The organism is Chloroflexota bacterium (genome assembly GCA_016197225.1).
GTDB lineage: Bacteria > Chloroflexota > Anaerolineae > Anaerolineales > VGOW01 > VGOW01.
Window position 1 is genome coordinate 1 of sequence record JACPWC010000030.1, and the last position, 24,102, is coordinate 24,102.

Here is a 24,102-nt window from a genome sequence, read left to right on the forward strand (position 1 = left end):
GGCCAGGCCGAAGGCGACGAGGGCCGAGAGCGCGCCGAGGGCGATGACGCGCCAGTGGCGCTGAATGATAAGTTCGTAGAGGCCGTAGAGGGCGCAGGCGAGGGCGAGGATGAAGGTCATTTGGGCGTGGCCGGCGAGGGTGGCGAGGCCGAGGAGGAGGCCGGTGAGAATTGACCAGCGCATTGCGTCAAACGTCAAACGAGAAACGTCAAGAGTTTGGCGAAGGCAGAGGAAGATGAGGGGGAGGTAGGCAGAGACGGCGATGATGTTGAGGTTGCCGAGGTGGGTGATGAAGACATCGGAGGCCATGAAGGCGAGGGCAGGAAAAATTCCAAACTCCAATTTCCAAAATCCCAAATCTCGAAGCTCGAAGCGCGTGAAGAGGTACATGCCCGCGCCGGAGAGGAAGAGGTGGAAGGCGACGAGGGCTTCGAGGGCAGTGTAGGGTAAATCAGGGAAGAGGAGGAAGAGAAGAAAGTTAGGCGGGTAGAAGAGGCCGGTCTGGTTGTCGGCGGCGAAGGGAGCGCCGGAGTAGAGGGTGGGGTTCCAAAGCAGTGAACGGTAATTAGTGAACAGTGACTGAAAGTTGAGGTGCTGGGCGGCGTAGCGGTAGGTGGGCCAAAGGAAGGAGACGAGGTCGCCGCTGCCTTGCGGGATGATCCAGCCGGGCGCAAAGAGCGGCCAGACGAAGGCGAGGGCGGCGAGGAAGATAAAGATAAAGGCTACTAGATCAGTTCGGGTAAGTTGGGTGGTTCGGTGGTTGGGTGGTTCGGTGGTCACATGCTAAGTTTACCCTACTCGCATTGAGGCAATCTTCGCCTGCAACTTCTTCAACTTATCGCCATGCAAAGGATAGCATTGCAGAGTCCGGATGACGACAGCAGAGGCGAGGATGGGGATGATGGCGATCATGAGGCGGATGCCGAGAATGGCGGCGGTGGTGATACCTTGCATGGTGAAAGCAAAACGGATGATGAAGCCGTTGAGTCCACGTTTTCTGTGCCTTTGTGTCCTTGTGCCTTCGTGTAGCATCAAACAGAACGATGCCCGGCCTCTGCGCCCGGATCGTTGCCAAGCAGTTCGAGCGCGTGCGGCAGGATCGGGATCAGCACGTCGAGATTTTCTTTCACGGCTTTGGGGTTGCCGGGCATGTTGATGATGAGCGTCCGCTTGCGAATGCCGGCCACCTGCCGCGAGAGCATGGCGTGCTGGGTAACGGCCAGGCTGGCGGCGCGCAGGGCTTCGGGGATGCCGGGCGCTTCGCGCTCGAGGGCGGCGCGAGTGGCCTCAGGCGTCACGTCGCGCGGCGCAAAGCCCGTGCCGCCGGTGGTGAGAATCAAGCCGGCCCGCCCGTCGTCAGCCCAGGCGATCAGCGTGTCGCGAATTTGATCGAGTTCGTCGGGAAGGACGGTGGTGAGTGAGCAGTCCCAGCCAAATTTTTCGGTGAGGATTTGGGCGATGAGCGGCCCGGCGGCGTCGGGGCGCTCGCCGCGTGAGGAGCGATCTGAAATCGTGATAATGCCAACGCGCATGAAATTAGAGAAGTAGAGAATTGGAGAATTGATCAGCCGAGAGTCTTGCTCATGAAGATGTTGGGCGAACGCGTCCAGCCAAGCTTTTCGTAGAAGCGCATCACATCTTCGTTGTCGGACGTTACTTGCAGGTAATACTTGTAACAGCCTTTGGCCCTGAGGCGCGACTCCAATTCGTTCATGAGCGCCAGGCCAACGCCGCGCCCGCGATGTTCGGCGGCGACAGCCAGGTGATAGACCGTTCCTCGTCGTCCGTCCCAGCCGCCCATTACCGAGCCAACAATGCGCCCCGCATCCTCAGCGACCAAAAACAAATCAGGGTCGCGCTCCAGCTTTCTGGCAATTTCTTCGCGCGTGTCCGAGAGGCCAATGTGGACGCCCGGCCCGGCGGAGCGCCACAAGGCAAGGACGGCGTCGTAATCATTGGCAAGGTTGAAGTCGCGGATCATGAAGGTTGAGACTGGAGGCAATTCAGCCTCTCTAATCCGCCCACGACCCTGGTTCTTTCTTGCGACATTGATCTGCCGGGCGGCTTCCCGGCAGAGGCAGGCAATCCGTTGAAAAAGGCGAGGGCGGATTAGACGGCAAACTCTCACTCCTCCTCGCCGCCCACCACTTTCTTCCACGCCCCGTGAATGCCGTCGTCGGTGACGCCGTAGTAAACGCGCACACCTTCGGGCGCGCGCTGGATCAAATCAAAGCGGATGGCGTTGCCTTTTTGTTGCCTGCGGATCAACCCCAAATCGCCGTGCCAGGTGATGGCCTTTTCGTTCGGGGCGGCGCCCTCGGCCTGGCCGATGGCATAGCGCCACAGGTGACGGGCCGAAGAGCGGGTGACGTTCTTGACGATGTTGCCGTTTCGCAAATCGCGCACGGTGTGATAGAGCTTGCCGTTGCGTTTTTCGGTGGCGACGATCTCGACTCCGGTGCGCGGCGCGTCGAGCGGGGCTGAGGCCGAGGTCATCGGGGAGGCCGCCGCCGTGGTCGCCTCCACCGGGGCGGCCTGGGACTCGGCCTCGGTTTGCGAAGCGGCCACTCCGGCGAGGCGGCCTCCCCGAAGAGTCAACTGCACAATCTCGTCGCGCACGGCCAGCGAGGTCTCGGCCTCCTGTCGCAGATAAATCTTGTTGTCGTCAATGGCATAAGGCGGGTCGTCGCCGCGCGGCACGAGAACGCGGACGATCTTCTTACCGTGCGTTTCCTGCACGTCCACGGTGATGGCAAGCGAGGGCAACAAGCGCGAGGCGATTTCTTTTTGTAGTTTGGCGGCGGCGGCAGGCGCGCCCTGCACGCCGACCGGAGCATGTTTGGCGTCGGCGCTCACTCCGATGTAGAGCGTGCCGCCGTTGATGTTGGCAAAGGCGCAAACGTCGGCCAGCACTGCCGTGAGCTTGGCCTTGCCGTTCAGGCTGTCGTGAAAATCCTGCACGATGTTGGGGCCTTGTTCGCGCGCGGCCTGAATGTAATCGAAGGCCACCTCGCCGAGGCTGCCGCGATAAGGCCGCGTCCGGGCGAAGTCACTGCCCAGGAAGAGCTGGCGCAGAGACTCGAACGAAACGTCGTCGAGCAGGGCTTCGGTGGTGCGGTCGCCCAGGCCCAAGTTCTTGACGCTGTTGGGGTCGCGGCGCAGGCGGTGAGCGTCCGAGCCTTGAATGCAGTGCATGCGGCGCGGATACTCAGGCTTACTGCCGTTGAAGAAAGCGGCGGTGGCCCGGCGGCCCTTCTGCTCCAAATCGGTCACTTCGAGGGCGTGCAGGTGCGGGTCTTGCGTGTAAGCAATTTTGGTTTGCCCGCCGAAGGTGAAGCCGCGCATGGCGACGCCGTTGGACGAGTTGGCGTGGGCGGCAATGACCAGCCCGCCCGCCTCGTCAATCTGTTCGTAAGCCGTCAACACGTCAGCCGTTGCGCCGACGGTCGAGGAGCCTTTGTCAAGTTGATCAGATGGGACGTTGAGGTTGAGCAGAATGTGCTCGATGTCGCGAATGGGCGTGGCCGGCGAGAACAGGCCGATGATGTGAAAACCAAAGGTGGCAGTGAACTCGAAACCGGGCAGAACCAGAATTTTTGTCAGCAGGCGACGGTACTCGTCGAGCCGCTTCTTCTCGTCCGGGCGCAGGCGGTTGAGGCGCTCCAGCAGTTCCAGCTCCTCAATCTCGGCCCGCAAGCGGCGGTAGCCGGCCACGGTGTTGTGGTCGGTGACGCCGATGATGTCGAGGCCGCGCGCTTCGGCCCTTTGCAAAAAATCGAGCCAGGCCACGCCTGACTCCTGATAATCGCTGGAGGCCGGGGTGTGCAGGTGAAGGTCCATCCGCCGCCAGGTTGCGGCGCGAGGGGGTGTCTTTTTGGGTTTAGGTTTTCGACTCACAGCAATCTCGAATCAGACAATGGCCTTCTTTAGGGCTTCAGTTAGCTGGTCGGGCGAGTAGGGTTTGAGAATGAAGCCGTTGGCGCCGGCCTCTTCACATTGATAGCGAACGTCTTCGCCTGAAGCGATGATGATGGGCGTCCCGCCAATCGCGGCGTCGGCCCGAACCTGGCGGAGCAGATCAATCCCGTCGGCGTCCGACAGGTGAACGTCCATCAAAACTGCATCCGGCCTTTGGGCCCGGATGATGCCAAGCACCTCAGCCCCACGCGCCTCGTGAATCACCTGAAACCCGTCAAGTTGAAGGAGGGTGGTGAGTAGTTTCACCATGCTCCGATCGTCGTCTACGATTAATATTTTTGGCACAGTTTTCCTCTTTACTGTAGCAAGGTGTGGTTTCTTTGCCGGATTACAAAACTTGATGCATTTCTTGCCTAATTGTTTCCTTCTAATTGTGGCGACCAAATTGGGTGCCCATCTTCTTCCGTCGGGGTGTTGGTCAAGCGGATCTGGTTGCTTCCATCGGCATTCATAAGGTAGATTTCATCATTGCCATCTCGTGCAGACGCAAACACAATTCGTTGCCCGTCCGGTGACCAAGCAGGTTGTCCATCCACAGCTGTGTTATTAGTCAAACGAGACTGATCACTTCCATCCGCGTTCATGACATAGATTTCAGGGTTGCCATCTCTTGCAGACACAAATACAATTCGTTGCCCATCCGGTGACCAATTCAACTCGCCATCATAAGCCGGATCGTCAGTAAGGCGAACTTCATGGCTACCATCGCTATTTATCCGGTAGGTTTCATAGTTGCCATCACGTGTAGATGTAAAAACAATCTGCTGTCCATTTGGAGCCCAGATCGGATCAAAATCGCTTGGACAAGTTTCTAGACAGTACTCATCTCCTCGATCAGTCAGGTGTTTTCCTGCCCCCAACCCCACATCGATAATAAAAATCGAGGAGGGTCTTTTTTCATGTTCACTAGTCCGCGAATAGACAATTTGCCGGCTATTCGGCGACCATATTGGCTCCTTATAACCCAAACCAGCAAGCCCAATGCTAGCCAAGTAGCTCAGATCACTACCGTCGGCACTTACAACATATAGAGCGTAATAAAAGCCATCTGATGACCAGAAAGCAATCCGTTTACCATCTGGCGACCAGTGCGGATAGAAACGGACGCCTTCTTTATCAGATTTGTCAAAATTAGTAACGACAGTTAATCCGCTTCCATCAACATGCATCACATAAATGTTTTTCCTGTCTGTAAATACAATCCGTTGTCCATCAGGTGACCAGGAGAGGTCAAATCCCTGATAGCGGGTTGAGCCACCTCTACCAGCATTAATGAGATAGAAATATGTATCACTCTGATAAAGAATCCATCCAGCGGTGGAAGGAGTTGATACCGGCGGAGGAGAGGTTATGGAAGGGCTTGGTATAGCTACTACTTCTGGGGCCAGTGTCGCAACCAAAGTTTCAGTACTTGGTGTAATCATCGACAGATCTGTTGTTGCAGGCTGGCACGACACCAATCCAAGTACGAGTAAGAGCATTCTCAGGCGCAGATGTTTGACTAGTTTAGATAGATGGCCCATGACCCACCTTCTTGTCAAGCCAGTTTATGGTACTCCTCCGCCTCCAAAGTCGTCAAACAATGCATTGCTGGCACCTATGGTCCAAAGGCCAATATACCCACCGCTCGCATAATACGGCCATCCTGTTACATCGCGAATCGCCAGTAGCGCCCCATTGCGGTAAACCAAAACTCGCCCGTCGGCAGGTGGCCGCTGGTTCAGCAGAAACTGCAACGCCAACAGACAACAGGAGGATGACAAGGGACGCGACGAACAGAACATTGGGGCGTGAATTTCTAGTTGAACGCAAGTGCTTCATACGTGTCTCCTCAGGTTGCCGCACCTGATCTCCGTTGGCGAATACTGCCTTTAGTTTTTTGATGGGCCTGGCCACTGGCAGATTTCTTCTTGCCTGTTTTCTTTCTGCCATTCAACGGTTGCGACAGGGCGGCGTTCACCACCTCGTCCACCCGGTCGGCAAACACAAACTTGATCTGTTTGCGAATCTCTTCCGGCACGTCCTCAAGGTCTTTCTCGTTGCGGCGCGGCAGGATGATGGTCTTGAGTCCGGCCCGGTGGGCGGCCAGCACCTTTTCCTTCACGCCGCCAATGGGCAGAACCTGGCCGCGCAGGGTGATCTCGCCGGTCATGCCCACGTCGTGCCGCACCGGCTTGCCGGAGATGAGCGACACCAGCGCCGTCGCCATCGTCACCCCGGCGCTGGGGCCGTCTTTGGGCTGGCTCCCGGCGGGGATGTGCAAGTGAATGTCGTGCTTGCCGAAAAAGTCGTCCGGCAGACCGTATTCGGCAGACTTGGATCGAACGTAAGAGAGCGCCGCCCGCGCCGACTCTTGCATCACGTCACCCAGCTGGCCGGTGATCTGGAAGCCTCGCCCGCCGGGCATGTGGGTGGCCTCGATGAACATTACGTCGCCGCCGATAGGCGTCCAGGCCAGGGCCGTCGCCACCCCCGGCACCGACGTTCGTTCCTCCACTTCCTCGGTGTAATAGAACTTCGGCTTGCCAAGATACTCTTTTACGTCGGCGCTGTCAATTGCCACCTTAGTCGTGCCGCCCTCGGCAATCTTAGTCACCAATTTCCGGCAAACACTGCCGATCTCGCGCTCCAAATTGCGCACGCCCGCCTCGCGGGTGTAACTGCGGATCATCGTCAGGATGGCCTCGTCGCTGAAACCCAGTTCGTCGAGACGCAGGCCGTTCTCGCGAATCTGGCGCGGGATGAGGTAGCCTTTGGCAATCGCCAACTTCTCGCCCTCGGTGTAGCTGGAGAGTTGCAAAATCTCCATCCGGTCGCGCAGAGGGCCGGGGACGGTGTCCAGCCAGTTCAAAGCCGAGGAAGGATCGCCGCGATAGTCCGCGCCGAGCTTGTCCACCTCGTCCAGCATGAAGACCGGGTTTTTAGACTCAGCCCGTCTCAGGGCCTGCATGATTCTGCCGGGGAGAGCGCCGATGTAAGTGCGGCGGTGGCCGCGTATCTCGGCCTCGTCGCGCACGCCGCCGAGCGACATGCGAATGAACTTGCGGCCCATGGCCCGGGCGATGGACTGGCCCAGTGACGTTTTCCCCACGCCGGGCGGCCCCACGAAACACAAGATCACACCCTCCCGTTCACGGCGGATCAAGTCGGTCGGCTCAGGGGCGGCCTTGCGTTCTTCCTTTCTCTCCAGGCGCAGTTTACGCACCGCCAAAAACTCAAGGATGCGCTCCTTGATGTCTTTGAGGCCGTAATGATCCCAGGCTGAGGGCCTCGATCTTCTTGCGAAACTCCTCGGCCTCCATCGTCTGCTCGTCGGCCTCGCCCAGCTCGCGCTGAATGGCCTTCATCTGCTCGCGCAGAAAATAATCGCGCTGGACTTTTTCGATCTCGCCCTGGGCGTCCTGCTGAATCTTGCGGCCCAGTTCCATCACTTCCACTTCTTTGCTCAACAGCACCAGCAAGGTCTTGAGCTTTTCGGTGATGCTGTCCATCTCCAGCAAATGCTGGGCGTCGGCCAGAGTCATGCGAACGTAAGTGGCCACGCCGTAGACCAACTGACGGGCGTCATCCACGTTCAGGGCCGAGGCCAAAAGTTCTGCCGGGAGTGACGGCATCAACTCGGCGAAGCGTTGAAATTGATCCATCACGCTTCGCATCAGGGCTTCCACCTCAATGCCCTCTTCGAGCTTCGCTTCGGGCACGAGCGAGACGCGAGCCTTGAGATACGGGTCGGTCTCCACGAACTCGTCAACCCGGATGCGGCTCAAGCCCTGCACCAACAACCGGATGGCGCCGTCGGGTGCGCGGAAGAGGCGAAGCACCTGGGCCGCGGTGCCGATACGATACAAGTCGTCGGGGCCGGGCGTCTCCAGTTCGGGGTTCACGCTGGTGAGCAGGCCAATCATACGTTGGCCCACCGAAGCGTCGTCCACCAGCCGCACCGAGCGCGGCTGGCCCACCGTGAGCGGCACAGCCGTCAGTGGATAGACCACCACCCCGCGCAGAGGCAGGATTGACAACACCTCAGGCAAATGAGGCGCCTTTTCACCTTCTTCTTCTTCTCCGGGTTGGCCGCCAGACTTCTCTCCAACTTTTGTGAGGATGGGCATCAACTGTGCCTGGGCCAGCTCCAGCCAGCCTTCGGCAGTTTCAGGGGACAATTCAAGCGCGTACCATTTTGTTGCTGTCATTCACGATTTCTCACGCGGGCGAAGCATTCGCCCTATAGGTTTTGAGTTCGGCAAAGTCAAGGAGCGAATGCTTCGCCCCTACGCTTTCTGCAATCGAATTCGCAGAAAGCCATCTTCGTAGACGGCCCGGATGGCGTCCGTGTCAATAGTCACCGGCAGTTCAAGGTCAGTCCGAAATTCGCCGGAGGGTATTTCCATCTCGTGGTAAGCCCGCCGCTCACGCGGCTTGTCAGCCCGCGTCCCGCTAATGGTCAACAGCCGGCCTTCGAGCGAGACGTGGAAATCCTCGTCGCGCATGCCGGCGATTTCGACTTCCACCACCACGTCGGTTTCGGTTTCGTAAACGTCGGTGGGAGGCCGCCACGGGCGCACGTAGGTGATCGTGAGCAGTTGAGTAGAGCGAACGAACATGATCGGGCCTCCTTGTTTTCTATCGTCCTAACATGGCGACAACAATGTTGGGCGTGACAAACACTTCCAGCAGGGCCGCGCCCGCCAGCATGGGCACGACCAGGCCGATGAAAATTTTGAGCCAGTCGGCCAGCGCCATCAGCCAGCCGTCTATGACGGTTTTGCCCGGCGGGGGCGAGATGAGGCTGGCGCCCAAATTAATGGTGGCGGCCCCCACCAGGATGACCGCCGGGATTTCGAGAATGCCGTGCGGCAGGATAAAGGCGATCAAAAAGAGGAAGGGGTTATATCCGGCCAAAGCGAGTTGACCGGCGAAATATCCGGCCAGCGTCGTCGGCAGCATCAAGATCACTACTGCCAGCACGCCAAAGCTGAACACGCCAAGCGCCGCCGCGATCAGCACCGCCCGCAGGTTTTGAAACAGAATCAGGCCGACGCCGCTGGCCGAGAACAGGCCAAACTGCTCCAGCCGTTCGCGCAAACCGGATGAGATGTTTGTCAGGTCCATCATCTCCGGCGGAAACTGAAAGACGGAGGCGTAGTATTGGCCGACGAAGTAACCGGCAACGCTGGCCAGGGCCATCATCAGGATCGGCCAACGCATGTGGCGCAGAGATTTGGTCACTTCAATTTGATACCAGCGGAACAGCGAACCCTTTGCTTCGCCCGCAAATTCGCGCCAGCACACGCGGGCCATTTGCGGGAAGTTGAGTTCGTCGAGTTCGCGGCCCAGCAGTTCTTCGCGGTTGAAGAGGCGCACGCCCATTCGCACCAGCACGGCGTTGATCATCACCAGCCCGAAGATGATGACCCACAGCACGTCGTAGCGCCCCCAGAACATCACCAGGCTCTCGCCCTGCACCAGCAGGGCCATGGGAATGACAATGAAGGAGGCCAGCAGGTTGGCGGCCCGCACGCTGGTGGTCTGGGTGGAGATGACCACCGCCCCGCTCACCATCACCGTGGCCTGCACCGTCGTCAGGGTCACGATCTGAAGCAACAAGACGGGCGGCGGCGTCCAGCGCAGGCTGATATACAAACCGACCAGGTAAACGATGATGCCGAGGTAAGCGGCCAGCAGGGGCGGCACGGTGGCGGCCAGCGTTTTGCCAACGTAAAGCTGGATGTTGGAGAGCGGCGAGGTGAGCAAAGGCTCGAGCGAGAAGCGTTCCTTCTCGCCGACAAAACTTTCGAGGGCGATGACGAGCGAGACCGAGATCGGGAAGAAGCCGACGATCATCAGCAGGAAGGGGATGAGGCGGTCGCCGATGACGGGCGCGCCGTATTCGCTCACAAAGGCCACGGCCTGGCTGGCGGTGAAGTTCATGAGCGCCGGGAAGAAGAGGGTGAGAACGAGGATGGGCGCGATGATGCGCCAGTCGCGAAAGCCGTCGCGAATCTCGCGGCGGGCGATGACGAAGGCGCGGCTGAAATCGGAGCGGGATAAAGTTCCGGCGGCCATAATTTGTCAGCGTATCAACCAGACTTCCGAAGTCTCAAAGACTTCGGAAGTCTGGCTATCGTTCGTCCTCCTCCACCGCCCGCAAGTAAACCGCCTCAATACTTCGCGGCACTTCAGACAGGGTGAGCACGGGTATCTTAGCCTCTGCCAGCCGATTGAGCAAGCGCGGGTTAAGGTCGGCGGCGTCTGGCGCGCTGTAGCGCAACCAGTTCTCGCCGCGTTCGGCCACAGTGATCAGGTCGGAAACAGAGTCGGCCAAACCGTCGAGCGGCACAGCCAGCCGCAGTTCCATCATGGCCGGGCCGAGGAGTTGATCCTTGAGGGCCTCAGGGTTGCCGCTGGCGATGATGCGGCCTTTGCGAATGATGGCAATCGAGTCGGCCAGCGACTCGGCTTCAACCAGGTTGTGGGTGCAAAGGATGATGGCCCGGCGGTCGGTGCGAAGGTCGGCAATGGCGTCACGCACCAGCTTGGCGCTTTGTGGGTCCATGGCCGACGTTGGCTCGTCGAGCAGGAGCACCGGCGGGTCGTGCAACATGGCCCGGATGAGAGCCAGCTTTTGGCGCATGCCTTTGGAGTATTCGCCGATTCGGCGGCGGGCGGCGTCGGCCATGCCGAACCGTTCGAGCAGTTCGACGATCCGGGGTCGCCGCCTTTCGCGTGGGAGGCCGTAGAGTTCGGCGAAGAAGTCGAGATACTCTTCGCCCGAACTGCGAAGGTACAGGCCGTGATGCTCGGTGAGAACGCCGATATTAGCCCGCACGCCGTCCGGGTCGCGCACCACGTCGAAGCCGGCTACCGTGGCCGAGCCGGAGGTCGGTTTGAGGATCGAGGTGAGCATCCGCACCGTCGTCGTCTTGCCGGCGCCGTTCGGCCCCAGCAGGGCCAGCACCTGCCCGGCGGCCACACTAAGCGAGACCGACTCGACCGCGTGAAAGTCGTCGAAGTGTTTGGTGAGGGCGTGGGCTTCGATCATGTCAGATGTTGCAGGATAAATGATCAGGTATTAGTTATTGGTTATCAGTTATTGGCGATCACCAATAACCAATAACTGATAACCGATTACTACCCGTTGCTGGCCGCCTTTTGGCTCATCCGCCGCTGGCGGCGGTGGCGGATCATCAGGGCAATGCCGCTGGCGACGGCGACCACGATAGACAACATCTGGTTGATGTTGAGGTTGCCAAATTCACTGCTGTCGAGCCGCAATAATTCCATGAAGAAGCGGATGGTGGGGTACATCACCAGATAGCTCAGGAACATATCGCCCGGTTTGAGGCGGTCGGCGAAACGGCGGGCGATCCACAGCAGAGCCAGGCAGGCGGCCAGGTTGAGGATCGACTCGTAAAGGAACGTTGGGTGGAATCGCTCGAACTCGGTGTAACCGGGGAGGCGGTTTTGTTGCTCGATGAAGATGCCCCAGGGCAAATCCGTCGGCTTGCCATAGAGTTCCTGGTTGACGAAGTTGCCCCAGCGGCCAATGGCCTGACCCAGAGCCAGAGCCGGGGTGGCCAGGTCCACCCAGGTGAGGAAATTCAACTTGGCGTAGCGCGTGTAGAGCCACAGGCCAAGCAGGCCGCCGGCGATGCCGCCCGGAATGCCGAGGCCGCCGTTCCAGACCTGGAAGATTTTGATCGGATCGGCAAAGTAGGATTCGGTGGTGAAGCCCTGGGCCACCATGCTCGGCGGCGGGGTGAAGACGTGATAGAGCCGCGCGCCGACGATGCCGCCGATGAGCGCCCAGATCAAGCCGTCCCAAACATAGTCCGGGTTGAGGCCTTTGCGCCGCGCCTCGAGCGAGGCCACATAAGCGCTGACCATCGCTCCGCCGACGAGAATGACTCCATAGAACCGCAGGTAGAGCGGGCCGAGGTGAATGCCGAGTGCGTCAATAGACATAGGAGTTCCTTGAGAATGAATGCTCAATTCACAATGCTCAATTTGCAATTGTGAATTGAGCATTGTGAATTGTCACTTGTTCTTATCATAAAACTGCCGCCGCACATGAAAGATGCGCTGGAGGGCAGTAACGTTGGCCAACACGGCGATCAACCGCAAAGCCGCCATCGGCTGGTTAATGAGGAGTAACGGAGCGAGAATGAGATAGCGTTCCACCCGCGTCAGCCAGCCCACGTTGGCGTCGAAGTTCAGCGCCTCGGCCCGGGCTTTGGCGTAAGACACCATCACCGAGCCGGCGAACGAGAGAAAGATCAACACCAGGGCTTGCGCCTGATCGCCCGGCTGGCGCAAGTAATGGATCATCAAACCCAGAAAGATGATGGCTTCCGAGTAGCGATCCGTCACCGAATCCACGAACGCGCCGAAGGGCGACTTCTGGCCGCTGGCGCGGGCCGTCGCCCCGTCCAGCGCGTCCACCGGCCCCATGAGCAAAATGATGAGGCCGCCGAGCGAGATGTTGCCCCAGGCCAGGGCCGCCGCCCCGGCCACGTTGCCCAACAACCCGGCGAAGGTGATCACATTCGGGTGAACGCCCAGCCGCCCGGCAAAAGCGCCCAGCGGTTCGGTGAGCCACTTGAAGCGAGCGCGAAGCCAGTCGGTGAGCGAGCGCGGCTTGACCGTTTTAGTGGTATCCATCAGTTCTCGGCTTTGCCGCTGATAAAGTCTTCCGTCCGCTGGCGAGCCATGTCGTCGGTGAACTGAGTAGGCGGCGTCTTCATGAAGTAGGATGACGGGCTGTAGAGCGCCCCGCCGATTCCCCGGTCGAGGGCCAGCTTGGCGCACCGCACCGCGTCAATCACCACCCCCGCCGAATTGGGCGAGTCCCACACTTCCAGCTTCACTTCCACATTGAGGGGCACGTCGCCAAAGGTCGTGCCTTCCATGCGAATGTAACACCACTTGCGGTCGGTGAGCCACGGCACGTAATCCGACGGGCCGACGTGGACATTGTCCGGCTCCATCTTGTAGGGCAGCTGCGAAGTGACGGCCCCGGTCTTGGAAATCTTCTTGGACTCCAGCCGGTCGCGCTCCAGCATGTTGTAGAAGTCCATGTTGCCGCCGAAGTTCAGTTGATACGTCCGGTCGAGGCGGACGCCGCGCTCGACGAACAAGTTGGTGAGGACGCGGTGGGTGATCGTCGCCCCGACCTGGCTCTTGATGTCGTCGCCGATGATGGGCAGGCCGTGCTCTTCAAACCGTTTGCGCCAGTAATCCTGCGAGGCGATGAAGACCGGGATGCAGTTGACGAAGCCGCAACCGGCTTCCAGCACCTGCTCCACGTACCACTTGGTCGCCATCTCCGAGCCGACCGGCAAATAAGAGACAACAACATCCGTCTTGGTATCCTTGAGAATCTTGACAATGTCGGCTGTGGGGCCGGGCGCTTTCTTGACCTTCTCGGCCAGGTACTTGCCAATGCCGTCGTGGGTCATGCCGCGCTCGACCTTCACCCCCAGCTTGGGCACGTCGCTGAATTTGTAGGTGTTGTTGGGGTAAGCAAAGATGGCTTCGGCCACGTCGAGGCCAACTTTGGTGTCCACCACGTCGAAGGCGGCGGAGATTTCCACGTCGTGGATGTGATAGCCGGCCAGGTTGACGTGCATCAGGCCGGGCACGCTGTCCTTTTCCTTTGCGTCGCGATAGTAATGCAAGCCTTGCACAAATGATGAAGCGCAATTGCCCACGCCGACAATCGCTACGCGGACTTTTTTATTTTTTTTTGTAGCCACAGTGAGTTTCCTTCCAGGGAGTTAGAGTTAGCTGAAGTGAATGTTATCGGTTGGAGGCGTGAATGTCAAGGCAAGGCGAGTTTTGCGCGCGCACCCGCAAGGGTTTGCCCTACGGGGTTATAATCGTCGTCATGAAATTTCTTGTCACGGGCGGCGCGGGCTTTCTTGGCTCGGCGCTGGCCAACCGGTTGGCCAATGACGGCCACGAAGTTCATGTGATTGACGACCTCTCGGCTGGCGACCCGGCCCGGCTCAACCCGAAGGTGCTGTTCACTCGCGGCGATGTGAATGACCGCCCCAAGCTGTGGACTCTGTTGCAGGAAGTGCAGTGCGTCTATCACCTGGCGGCGCGGGTCTCGGTGGCCGAGTCGGTGCTATACCCACGCGAGTACAATGCCACCAACGTCGGCGGCACGGTGAGCGTGATGGAAGCCATGCGCGACGTGGGCGTGCGGCGGGTGGTGCTGGCCTCGTCGGGCGCGGTGTATGGCGAGAATGGGACCCAACCGCTTCACGAAGACCTCACCCCTGATCCGGCTTCGCCTTACGCCGTGAGCAAACTGGCCGCCGAGTCTTACGTCCGCACCATCGGCAAGTTGTGGGGCATCGAAACCGTCATCCTGCGCGTCTTCAACGCTTACGGCCCCGACCAACCATTGCCGGCGGCTCATTCGCCCGTCATCCCCCGCTTTCTCAAACGCGCCCTCGGCGGCGGCTCGGTGGTGCTGGCCAGCGACGGCAGTCAGACTCGCGACTACGTTTATGTGACCGACGTGGTGAGCGCGCTCGTGGCGGCGGCCTTCACCGGCGGCATTGACCGACAGGTGATCAACGTCGGCAGCGGCGTGGAGACAAGCGGCCACGAGTTGGTGAGAGTCATCGGCAACGTCATTGGCAAATCCATTGACGTTGTTCACAACCCGCTCGAAAGCGGCGGCGTCTCACGCATGAAGGCCGACCTGACCAAAGCCGAAGCCATGTTGAATTATCGCCCCCGCGTCTCGCTGGCCGAAGGTTTGCGGCAGATGGTTGAGAGTGATGTTCGATTTCAGGTTAGCCCGGCCTGAAATTTACCGCCGAGGCCGCAGAAAAAAAGTCCGAGCCTTCTGCTGTGAAATCGCCACAAAACTGAAACCGGCCTGCCACCCACCCCCACTAGCGCGATATTTCAACTCAAATACAATACTGTCATGATTGCCGCAAACACAAGGTCTAGACCCTAAGGGTCCGCTTCGCGAGACCCTTAGGTCTGAAATGCGGCCAGACACTTTTCTGTGAGGAGGCTCTGATGAAAGCACGAACTTTATTGGTGACGATTGGATTAGTCCTGTTGGGCCTGATTCTGTTCTCACCTGCACAACACGGCGTGGCCCAGGCGCAAACGGCGGCCACCCCCACCGCCACCCCGGTGGTGGCCGTCCCTGGAACCATCACCTACACCGTCGAACTGGGCGACACCTGGGTGACCATCTCCAAGAAATTCGGGGTGAGCGCCTCGCGGCTGATTGACCTCAACGGCCTGCGCACCCGGCCCGACCTGATCTTCGTCGGCGAAACTCTCCGCATCCCGATCACGCTAGGGGCAACGCCGAGTCTGGTCAACCCTTTCATTTACACCGTCCAGCCAGGCGAGTCCATGCAGGACATCCTCAACAAGCTTTACATTGACAAGACGGCGCTTCTGCAAGCCAACCGTCTCCGGTCGAACTCGGTGGTGACAGCCGGCCAGAAATTGCTCATCCCTGCCGGGCCGCATCGCTACGTCGTTCAAAGAGGCGACACGATCCACACCATCGCCGCCATGTTCAGCACCACCGCCAACAAGCTGTTGCAGTTCAACCCGCACCTGGGCGATGGCGGGCGCATCTTCCCCGGCAACAACGTCTTTGTGCCCATCGCTTACGATTCGCCCTTCATCGCGGCCACCCTTCCGGGCGTGCCGGCCAGCACCACGCCGACCACCACCGGCACGACAACGCCGGGCGAGGGCATCGGCGGCGGCGGCGAGGGCACAACGGGCGGCGGTTTAAGCGACAATCCCAACGCCAACGTCGTCACCACCGTCAAGACCATCACCATGCCGGGCAACGTCGTCAAACTCAACCAGCCGCTCCTTATCCGCTGGATCGCCCACGTGCGCACCCGCCTCAACCCGGCGAACGCCAATCAGGGCATCATGACTCTCGTCGTCGAGTTTGAGGGCGGCAATGGCACTTACACCCTGGAGCAGTTGGAGAACGGCATCCGCAAGTCCATTCCCATCACCGGCATCTACGTCAAGCCGGAGGGCAGTGAGAAGTGGAACGACATTGAGTTTGAAGTGATTGGAACCTGTGGCTCGTCAACGGCGGGCGACATTGTGTTCACGTCCGGCGCAACCACTTACATCAGCCGCTTTGAGTTTGTGGTGAATTGCCCGAAGAAGTAAACTTCCCGGATTAAATCAAGCAGGGGCGCGATCACCGCGCCCCTGCTTTTGATTCGTCAATTTCTTAGTCGTTACAATACCTGCACATCGTGCGCCCCGCTCTCGCTCTTGCCGGCAGAAGTGATGCGCATGAACTCGGCGTTCTGCCACAGTTCGGGGATCGTCGTCGCCCCGGCGTAACTTAGCCCGGAGCGCAAGCCGCCCACCAGTTGATGCAGAATATCCAGCACCGGCCCCCGGAACGGGACAACCGCCTCCACGCCTTCCGGCACGACTCGCTCCCAGTCTTCCGGATCCACTTCGCGCCCCAGTTCAACTTCGCGGCGCTCGATGTTGGCCGTGAGCGAAGCCATGCCGCGCACCACTTTGAAGCGCCGCCCGTCGCGCACCACCGGCGCGCCGGGGCTTTCGTCTGTTCCGGCCAGCAAACTGCCGATCATGGCCGTGCTGGCCCCGGCGGCCAGGGCTTTGGTTAAGTCGCCGCCTTTGCGAATGCCACCATCGGCGATGACAGGCACGCTCAACGCCTGCCCGGCTTCGGCGCACTCGGCAATGGCCGTGAGTTGCGGCACGCCAAAGCCGGTGACCAGCCGGGTGATGCAGATCGAGCCTGCGCCCACGCCCACTTTCACCGCATCGGCCCCCGCCTCAACCAGATCGCGCACACCCTCGGCAGTTGCCACGTTGCCGCCCACCACATCAATGTTCGAGAAACGCTCTTTCAACTTTCTCACCATGTTGATGGCGCTGTCGGAGTGGCCGTGGGCGATGTCCACCACCAGCGCGTCAGCGCCGGCGTTGACGCAGGCCGTCGCCCGCTCCAGGTCGGCTTCTTTCACACCCACTGCCGCCGCCACCCGCAGGCGGCCCTTCTCGTCTTTGGTGGCGTCCGGCGAGTGTTCGGTCTTCACAATATCCTGTGAGGTGATCAGGCCCAGCAAGCGACCGTTGTTGTCTACCACCGGCAGTTTTTCGAGGCGGTGGCTGTGCAACAGAGACCGGGCGTCTTCCAGCGAGGCGCCCGCCCCGACGGTGATCAGTTTTTCGCGCGGCGTCATCACCTCGCGCACCACGCGATCCTGATCTTGCTCAAACAACAGGTCGCGCGTGGACACCAGGCCGATTAGCTCGCCGTTCTTACCCAGCACCATCAAGCCGCCGATGCCGTGCGTTTCCATTGCGCTTCGGGCTTCTTTCACCGTCGAGTTGCCGGACAAACTGTAGGGATGATCGACTATGAAGCTTTCGGCGCGTTTGACCCGCTCAACTTCGGCGGCCTGACGCTCCATCGTCATGAAACGGTGGATGACGCCGAGGCCGCCAGACCGGGCCATAGCAATTGCCATCGGCCCCTCGGTCACCGTGTCCATGTTAGACGAGATGATGGGGATCGCCACTTCGAGGCGGCGGGTGAAGCACGAGCGAGTGTTGACGGCCTGCCGTGAGGCCACCGTGGAGCGGCGCGGCGCGAGCAGAACATCGTCAAACGTCAGAGCAGTGTCGGGGCGGAGTTTCATGGCGGGTCTCCTCAGAAGATACAAAATTTGCAACAGCACGACGATGAGCGAATGACGGCAGGCGGCGGCTTCGTCCATCGTCGTTCGTCCGTCGTCCGGCGAGATCGTACCACACCCATGCTAAAATCTCTCGCATGTCGCGCCTGCCCCGATCCTTTTTCAATCGCCCCACTCTCGTTGTCGCCCGCGAATTGCTGGGGCAACGACTCGTCAAGGTCGAGCGTGGCCGCCGGCTCTCAGGCCTCATCACCGAAGTGGAAGCTTACGTGGGCGAAGAAGACCTGGCCTGCCACGCGAAAGTCGGGCGCACCCCGCGCACCGAGGTGATGTACTGGCAGCCCGGCCATCTCTACGTCTATTTCACTTACGGTATGCACTGGATGATGAACATCGTCACCGAACGCAACGGCTACCCGGCGGCGGTGTTATTACGCGGGATCGCGGCGACGGAAGGCGCGGCGGCCATGCGGCGGCGGCGAGGCCGGGCCGACCACCTCACCGACGGCCCGGCCAAGATCGCGCAGGCGCTTGGCATTGACAAACGCTGGAACGGGATCGATCTCTGCGCCCGCGACTCGGATATGTTTATCGAGGCCGGAAACGCCGTCCCCGACTCGGACGTGGTGGCCGCCCCCCGTGTGGGACTCGGCAACACTCCCGAACCCTGGCTGAGCAAGCCCTGGAACTTCTCAACGAACAATGAAACAATGAGACAATGAGACAAGTGTTGGTAAAATAGCAAACATCAGCGTGCTATCAGCATCTATCTGCGTTCTATTGAAATGGAGACTGCTATGGGACTACTCACCGGCAAGACTGCATTGATTTTTGGCGTGGCAAACGATCACTCAATTGCCTGGGGCATCGCCCAGGCCCTGCATCGCGAAGGCGCGACTCTGGGTTTCAGTTATGCAGGCGAAACGTTGCACAAGCGGGTCAAGCCGCTGGCTGACTCCGTCGACTCAACCTTTGTCGAGCCGTGCGATGTGACGAAGGACGAAGACATCGCCGCCTTGTTCGAGAAAGCCAAAGCAACCTTCGGCCAGATTGACATCTTGATTCACGCCGTGGCCTTTGCCAACCGCGACGAGCTAAACGGCCCCTATTACAATACCAGCCGCGCCGGCTTCCACCTGGCCCTCGACGTGTCGTGCTACTCGTTCACGGCGATGGCCCGCGCCGCCCTGCCGCTCATGAAGCCTGGCGGCTCGATGCTCACCCTGACCTACTACGGCGCTGAGAAAGCCGTCCAGCATTACAACGTGATGGGCGTGGCCAAAGCCGCGCTCGAAGCCTCGGTGCGCTACCTGGCCGCCGACATGGGGCCGAACAACATTCGCGTCAACGCCATCTCCGCCGGGCCGATCCGCACCCTGGCCGCCGCCGGAGTCTCCAGCTTCAAAGCCATGTACGGCGAATTCAAGAACATGGCCCCCCTGCGCCGCAACGTGACCATTGACGACGTGGGCAACGCCGCCCTCTACCTTTGCTCCGATTGGGCCGCTGGGGTGACGGGCGAAGTTCACTACGTGGATGCCGGGTTTAATGTGATTGGGATTTCGATGGGAGGGAAGGAGTAGTTACCTCAACAACAAACTCGCCACCCCCAGAATCGTCAAGTGCAAAGCGTTGGCAATCGTCAGGGTGTGGCTGTCGCGCACGTAGCCGGAACTGCCGAAGACGTGCGCGTAGATGCTGAGGGCGAGGCCGTGATAAACCAACAGCCAGCCCAGCGGCGGCAGGAGGCTGAGCGCCGTCATCAAGCCTGCGCCCAGCGCCAGGACTAAACTAAAACCTTGCGCGAATCGAATCGTCGCCTGCGGCCCCAGCCACAGCGGCACGGTCACGCTCCCCCGCGCCCGGTCGCCCAACATGTCGCGCAAGTCGTTCAACATATCCACGATCCACACCGCGCCGGTCACGTAGAAATACACGAAGGCGGCGGCGGGCGTGGGCGTCGCCCCGGCAAAGGCCAGGCCCAGGCCTAGCATCACCAGCGCCCACGCCCCGGCAGGCAAAATGTTCTTGAGGTACCAGCGGTCTTTGAGCCGGGGCCACGCCCCAAACGACTGGCCGTAAAACACGCCGACCGACACGGCGGCCACAATGGCCATGGCGATCAAACCGCCTAAGGTTGCCAGCCCCCAGGCCAAAATCAATCCAACGACCGCCACCACCTGAATCAGCCGCCTGCCTTCCACCGACGAAGCGTACTCTTGCGGCGCGTTGAGTCGATCTTCGACCCTGTCGCTCAGGCGGTTGAATTGATAAAGGGCCAGAATGAGGACGAAGGCGATGACGGGCGGCCAGAGGCCGGGTTGAGCGCCGAGGAAGGTGGGAAGCGCCCACGCCCCCGCCGCCGCACAAATGGCCAGGTGCAAACGAAATGATCGAATCTGTTGCCAGAGCATAGAGTAGATTATACTTGCCCCCGCCAAAATTATCTCAGGAGTAAATTGATGACGGAACAAAATCGCGTTATGCTTGTCATTCTCGCCCACCCCGACGACGAAAGTTTCGGGCCGGGGGCCACGCTGGCTAAATACGCCCGCGCCGGAGTCGCAGTGCATTATTTGTGCGGCACGCGCGGCGAGATCGGCTCGGCGGACGCCGAACACATGCAGGGCTTTGACTCGGTGGGCGACATGCGCTGGGCGGAGCTGACCTGCGCCGCCAAAGAATTGGGGCTGGCCGGGATTCACCATCTGGGCTTTCGTGACTCAGGGATGGCCGGCTCGGACGACAACCGCCACCCACAGGCGCTGTCGGCCCAACCGGTGGAAGCCGTGGCCGCCCGCATCGCCCACTTCGTCCGCAAACTCAAGCCCCAGGTTGTGCTCACCCACGACACCATCGGCGGCTACCGCCATCCCGATCACATCATGCTCAACAAAGCCACGGTGATGTTCTTCGAGCGCATGAGAGACCCGAACGCCTTTCCCGATTCTGAAGGCCTGGCGGATCACTTTCCACAAAAACTGTACTACCCGATCTTTGGCCGGGGCTTTCTCAAGCTGGCCGTCCGCGTCCTGCCCCTGTTTGGCCGCGACCCGCGCAAGTTTGGCCGCAATCAGGACATTGACTTGTTAAGTCTGACCGACGTTGACTTTCCCACGCACGCCTCAATTGAAGTAACGGGCGAACTGTCGGAGGTGAGAAACAAGGCCTCGGAGTGCCATAAGAGTCAACTCGGCGGCGGGCCGCCGCGCCGGGGGCCGCTGTCCATCTTTTTCAAGTTGATGGGGTTAAGGGGACAGTTCGACTCGTTCATGCGCGCCTACCCGCAAGTTCCGGCGGGTCAGCGATTGAGGGAGAGGGATTTGTTTGAGGGGGTGTAACTGCTCAGGGGCAAAAACCGGAACGCAGATTTCGCAGAAAAAACGCCGATGGACGCGGATACGAACAAAAAGAGATCAGCGAAAACCTGCGTTGTATCAGCGTTTATCTGCGTTCTGAAAGACTGGCCTGAGCAGTTTTCATGAACTGCATTCACCGCCACACATGAAAATGGGGTGATTGTAGAGCGAGTTGACAACTCGCTCTACATTTTCAAGTCAGTTATGAGGGGTTTCGTAAAGACCTGACAGGTCGTGGCTTTATTCCAAAGGCTGTTTATCAATCCTGAAGACGCAACTTTGCGCGCCGACGGCGATACACTCCGTCTCTTCCACCCGGTAACGCCGCCCGCCCGTGCCCCAGAAGATGGCCTCTTCCAAAATGCCGATAGCTAAATGGCAACACGGCTCGGTCGTGTGTCTTCCCCAGCAGACCGGGTTGCGTTCGATGACCCACAAAAACTGATCGGTGGCGTCGGCCAGGTTAACCACCTGATCGCTGAACTGGTTGAAGACGCGGGCGAACACTTCCAGGCCCACGCGAAACTTCATGCCCAGCGGCATGATTCGCAGAGGCAGGTCGCCAATGCCCAGCACCGGCTCGAACTCGTTGAGGCCGTTGCTAAAACACAACCGCCCCACCCGCGTGTTCAGCGCCCGCCCGGCCCGCTCGCCATAAACCTTCTCGGTGCTCTCCTGCAGGGCCGACACCCACTCAAACGGAAACTTCTTGTCCAGGTTGTTGGGCGGCAATTTCTGCAAATGCTCCAGCCCGGCCGTGGCCAGCACTTCCCTGAATCGGTCAGCGCCCATCGCCGATTCCATTGCCACCAGAATCACGCGGCCTATTCGGTTGGGGTAAAAAAAAGTGGGGGGCGCTTCAACAACAGGTTGCATGTTTCGGCAAAGTATACACGTTAATCCACGCAAATCGCAATGACTTGTTTCGGGCCGTGCGCGCCCAGCGTCAGCACCCGTTCAATATCAGACGTGCGGCTCGGCCCGGCGATGACGACGGTGTTGCTGGCTTCGACATCAAGGTTCGGCCACCAATCGGCCAAAGTTGGATGGAACCGGTCGGCCTCAAGGAAGACGATGTGAAGCGGCGCGAGAAGCGAAGCCAGCCGCCCCCGCCCCGCCCCGGATTTGACGACAACTCCGCCCACCTGAGCGATGGCCGCCACTGCGCCCGTGAGTCCTGCTTCAGCCGTCTCTAACACCTCAACCTGTTTCTGTCTCAACCCCTCTTCGCGCGAAATCATCTGGTCTACGAGCGTAAAGCCTTCGTGCCGGAGCGCCCCGTGAAGGTCAGCCAGCGGTCGGGGCAGAGAGTCGGCCTCCCAGGCCAGAACCCGTTTTACACCGGACTCGGTCAGCAAGGCAATCGTTCGCGCCACTGCTTCATCCGCCTTCACTCGCTCAAAGCGCCCGCCCAGCTTTTGCCACTCGGCGGCGAATTGGGCAATGAGTGTTTCGCGATCAACAGGCGTGGAAACGGGGAGAATCGGAGGATTGAAGAATTGGGGCAAGCCCTTCGCCTTGTTCAGCGATTGGCGGATGTTGGAAAGAATTGAGTCACGCATGACGTTTTACGTTTTACGTTTGTCGTCCATCGTCTGTCGTCTGTCGTCTGTCGTCTGTCGTTCCACAAACCTGGCTCTAAACGACTTCCTCGCCAACGCCGGAAAATCACGCGACTGCGTCCAGCCGCCGGGCGGGCCGGGGAGTCTTCGCACCCAGCCGTTTCGGGCTAACAAGCGAGTCCCCAGCCGCCCAAGCCAGAGCGAGAGGCGATAGCCCGGCAGTGACCGCATCGCAAAAGACCAAAGCTTCATGGCCGGGCCGAGCCAGGCAGCATCGCCGCCCGTCTCTTCAACGTGCGCTGATCGCACTTTCAACAACATCGTCGGGATGTCAATACGAACCGGGCAGACTTCCTGGCACGCACCGCACAAGCTTGATGCGCCCGCCAGCTCGCCAAACTCGGTGAAGCCGCCGAGCGCGGGGGCGACGACGGCCCCGATTGGCCCTGGATAAACCGCGTCGTAAGCATGCCCGCCGATCTCACGATAGACCGGGCAGATGTTGAGGCACGCGCCGCAACGAATGCACAAGAGCGACTCCGCCAGTTCACTGCCCAGCACGCGCGAGCGGCCATTGTCTACCAGAATGAGATGCAGTTCGTCCGGGCCGTCAGGTTCGTCTCTTCGACGGCGCGGGCCGGTGAGCAGGTTGGTGTAGCCGGTTATTTTTTGGCCGGTGGCTGAGCGGGCCAGAACGCGCAACATGATTTCGAGATCGGCCAGCGTAGGCACGACACGTTCAATGCCCATGAGGGCAATGTGAACTTTGGGCAGGGTGGTGCACAGCCGCCCGTTGCCTTCGTTGGTGACGAGGCAGAGCGTGCCGCTCTCGGCCACGCCAAAGTTCACGCCGGAGATGCCAATGTCGGCCTTGACGAAGACTTCGCGCAAGGCTTTGCGGGCGGCGGCGGTCAGGGTCGGGATGTCATCGGTGCGGGGCAGGCCGAGGTGCTTTTCAAACAGGGTTGCCACATCCGAGCGCCTCAGGTGAATGGCTGTGGCGACGATGTGTGACGGGCGTTCGCCTCGCAACTGCACAATGTATTCACCGAGATCCGTTTCAACCACTCGCAGGCCGGCCTTCTCCAAAGCCGCGTTCAACCCAATCTCTTCGCTGACCATTGACTTGGATTTGGCGACAAGGGGCGACGTAACGTCGCCCTTACGTTGGACAATCTCTAATACAATACGGTTGGCGTCGGCGGCGGTGGCGGCCCAGTGAACGACGCCGCCCCTGGCCTGCACCGCCGCTTCCAGTTGGAGCAGGTACGTGTCGAGGCGGCTCAGGGCTTCGATCCGAATCGCCCGCGCCCGGTCGCGCACCAAGTCTGCGTTGGGCAAAGCGGCCATGGCATTCATGCGCTGGGTGCGCGAACGCTCAAAGTTGCCGTCGAGGGCGACCTGCAGGTTGGAATCCGCCAGAGCGGTAGTAATCCGAGAGGAGAAAGACATGCCAGTGGATCGAAGGCAGTCAGCGGAAGCCAGTGGCAGAACACTGCCAACTGCTTA

At 60.0% G+C, this 24,102-nt stretch carries 23 protein-coding genes and 1 pseudogene; 5 read left to right on the forward strand and 19 right to left on the reverse strand.

From position 1 onward, the window contains the following. The 14 genes and pseudogenes from HYZ49_05470 to HYZ49_05535 all read right to left on the reverse strand — a co-directional run. Window positions 1-780: hypothetical protein (locus HYZ49_05470; protein MBI3241726.1), on the reverse strand; the 780-nt coding region annotated here is incomplete at its 3' end. 9 nt (window positions 781-789) lie between these two features. Further along, the gene (locus HYZ49_05475) at window positions 790-954 is read right to left on the reverse strand and encodes a hypothetical protein (protein MBI3241727.1); all 165 of its coding nucleotides are present in this window, start codon (window positions 952-954) and stop codon (window positions 790-792) included. Window positions 955-1,031: 77 nt separating this feature from the next. Then, window positions 1,032-1,532, reverse strand: a complete 501-nt coding sequence (locus tag HYZ49_05480; protein ID MBI3241728.1) for a MogA/MoaB family molybdenum cofactor biosynthesis protein — start codon at window positions 1,530-1,532, stop codon at window positions 1,032-1,034. Window positions 1,533-1,564: 32 nt separating this feature from the next. Further along, the gene (locus HYZ49_05485) at window positions 1,565-2,053 is read right to left on the reverse strand and encodes a GNAT family acetyltransferase (protein MBI3241729.1); all 489 of its coding nucleotides are present in this window, start codon (window positions 2,051-2,053) and stop codon (window positions 1,565-1,567) included. Window positions 2,054-2,124: 71 nt separating this feature from the next. Then, window positions 2,125-3,897, reverse strand: coding sequence for a putative DNA binding domain-containing protein (locus tag HYZ49_05490; protein ID MBI3241730.1), 1,773 nt, complete (start codon window positions 3,895-3,897; stop codon window positions 2,125-2,127). Window positions 3,898-3,909: 12 nt separating this feature from the next. Next, window positions 3,910-4,263 carry a response regulator gene (locus HYZ49_05495; GenBank protein MBI3241731.1) on the reverse strand — a complete coding sequence of 118 codons (354 nt, stop codon included), beginning with the start codon at window positions 4,261-4,263 and terminating at the stop codon, window positions 3,910-3,912. 68 nt (window positions 4,264-4,331) lie between these two features. After that, window positions 4,332-5,501, reverse strand: a complete 1,170-nt coding sequence (locus tag HYZ49_05500; GenBank protein ID MBI3241732.1) for a TolB family protein — start codon at window positions 5,499-5,501, stop codon at window positions 4,332-4,334. 308 nt (window positions 5,502-5,809) lie between these two features. Continuing rightward, a pseudogene (locus HYZ49_05505) lies at window positions 5,810-8,087 on the reverse strand (LON peptidase substrate-binding domain-containing protein). A gap of 159 nt (window positions 8,088-8,246) precedes the next feature. After that, on the reverse strand, window positions 8,247-8,579 hold the full coding sequence (locus tag HYZ49_05510) for an Hsp20/alpha crystallin family protein (GenBank protein MBI3241733.1): 333 nt from the start codon (window positions 8,577-8,579) through the stop codon (window positions 8,247-8,249). Window positions 8,580-8,598: 19 nt separating this feature from the next. After that, entirely contained in the window at window positions 8,599-10,041 is a 1,443-nt protein-coding gene (locus tag HYZ49_05515) for a stage II sporulation protein M (protein MBI3241734.1), read from the reverse strand. 55 nt (window positions 10,042-10,096) lie between these two features. Then, window positions 10,097-11,017 carry an ABC transporter ATP-binding protein gene (locus tag HYZ49_05520; protein ID MBI3241735.1) on the reverse strand — a complete coding sequence of 307 codons (921 nt, stop codon included), beginning with the start codon at window positions 11,015-11,017 and terminating at the stop codon, window positions 10,097-10,099. An 89-nt stretch (window positions 11,018-11,106) separates the two neighbouring features. Further along, on the reverse strand, window positions 11,107-11,940 hold the full coding sequence (locus HYZ49_05525; protein ID MBI3241736.1) for a prolipoprotein diacylglyceryl transferase: 834 nt from the start codon (window positions 11,938-11,940) through the stop codon (window positions 11,107-11,109). A gap of 72 nt (window positions 11,941-12,012) precedes the next feature. Continuing rightward, window positions 12,013-12,636 carry a CDP-alcohol phosphatidyltransferase family protein gene (locus tag HYZ49_05530; GenBank protein MBI3241737.1) on the reverse strand — a complete coding sequence of 208 codons (624 nt, stop codon included), beginning with the start codon at window positions 12,634-12,636 and terminating at the stop codon, window positions 12,013-12,015. Next, window positions 12,636-13,730 (reverse strand): inositol-3-phosphate synthase, encoded by a 1,095-nt coding sequence (locus HYZ49_05535; protein MBI3241738.1) that lies wholly within the window; start codon window positions 13,728-13,730, stop codon window positions 12,636-12,638. The genes HYZ49_05530 and HYZ49_05535 overlap by 1 nt, the downstream gene beginning before the upstream one ends. 131 nt (window positions 13,731-13,861) lie before the next feature. On the opposite strand from HYZ49_05535, the gene HYZ49_05540 reads away from it, so the two are divergent. Further along, the gene (locus HYZ49_05540; GenBank protein ID MBI3241739.1) at window positions 13,862-14,797 is read left to right on the forward strand and encodes an NAD-dependent epimerase/dehydratase family protein; all 936 of its coding nucleotides are present in this window, start codon (window positions 13,862-13,864) and stop codon (window positions 14,795-14,797) included. Between the two features lie 221 nt (window positions 14,798-15,018). Next, window positions 15,019-16,158: a LysM peptidoglycan-binding domain-containing protein gene (locus HYZ49_05545; protein MBI3241740.1), complete on the forward strand. Its 1,140-nt coding sequence runs from the start codon at window positions 15,019-15,021 to the stop codon at window positions 16,156-16,158. A gap of 71 nt (window positions 16,159-16,229) precedes the next feature. Here HYZ49_05545 and guaB read toward each other — a convergent pair whose 3' ends face one another. Beyond that, window positions 16,230-17,675: an IMP dehydrogenase gene (guaB, locus tag HYZ49_05550; protein MBI3241741.1), complete on the reverse strand. Its 1,446-nt coding sequence runs from the start codon at window positions 17,673-17,675 to the stop codon at window positions 16,230-16,232. 134 nt (window positions 17,676-17,809) lie between these two features. On the opposite strand from guaB, the gene HYZ49_05555 reads away from it, so the two are divergent. Both HYZ49_05555 and HYZ49_05560 read left to right on the forward strand, forming a co-directional pair. Beyond that, a complete protein-coding gene (locus HYZ49_05555; protein MBI3241742.1) occupies window positions 17,810-18,394 on the forward strand; it encodes a DNA-3-methyladenine glycosylase in 585 nt (194 codons plus the stop codon). Window positions 18,395-18,469: 75 nt separating this feature from the next. Next, window positions 18,470-19,255 (forward strand): enoyl-ACP reductase, encoded by a 786-nt coding sequence (locus HYZ49_05560; GenBank protein ID MBI3241743.1) that lies wholly within the window; start codon window positions 18,470-18,472, stop codon window positions 19,253-19,255. On the opposite strand, the gene HYZ49_05565 is transcribed toward HYZ49_05560, so the two are convergent. Continuing rightward, window positions 19,256-20,086 carry a UbiA family prenyltransferase gene (locus HYZ49_05565; protein MBI3241744.1) on the reverse strand — a complete coding sequence of 277 codons (831 nt, stop codon included), beginning with the start codon at window positions 20,084-20,086 and terminating at the stop codon, window positions 19,256-19,258. Window positions 20,087-20,134: 48 nt separating this feature from the next. On the opposite strand from HYZ49_05565, the gene HYZ49_05570 reads away from it, so the two are divergent. Beyond that, window positions 20,135-21,013 carry a PIG-L family deacetylase gene (locus HYZ49_05570; protein ID MBI3241745.1) on the forward strand — a complete coding sequence of 293 codons (879 nt, stop codon included), beginning with the start codon at window positions 20,135-20,137 and terminating at the stop codon, window positions 21,011-21,013. A gap of 258 nt (window positions 21,014-21,271) precedes the next feature. Here HYZ49_05570 and HYZ49_05575 read toward each other — a convergent pair whose 3' ends face one another. From HYZ49_05575 to HYZ49_05585, 3 genes are read right to left on the reverse strand one after another with little or no spacing between them, the layout of a single operon-like run. After that, window positions 21,272-21,907: a 4-vinyl reductase gene (locus HYZ49_05575; protein MBI3241746.1), complete on the reverse strand. Its 636-nt coding sequence runs from the start codon at window positions 21,905-21,907 to the stop codon at window positions 21,272-21,274. A 20-nt stretch (window positions 21,908-21,927) separates the two neighbouring features. Beyond that, window positions 21,928-22,593 (reverse strand): lactate utilization protein, encoded by a 666-nt coding sequence (locus HYZ49_05580; GenBank protein ID MBI3241747.1) that lies wholly within the window; start codon window positions 22,591-22,593, stop codon window positions 21,928-21,930. Between the two features lie 6 nt (window positions 22,594-22,599). Continuing rightward, a complete protein-coding gene (locus HYZ49_05585) occupies window positions 22,600-24,045 on the reverse strand; it encodes an iron-sulfur cluster-binding protein (GenBank protein MBI3241748.1) in 1,446 nt (481 codons plus the stop codon). Window positions 24,046-24,102 lie beyond the last annotated feature (57 nt).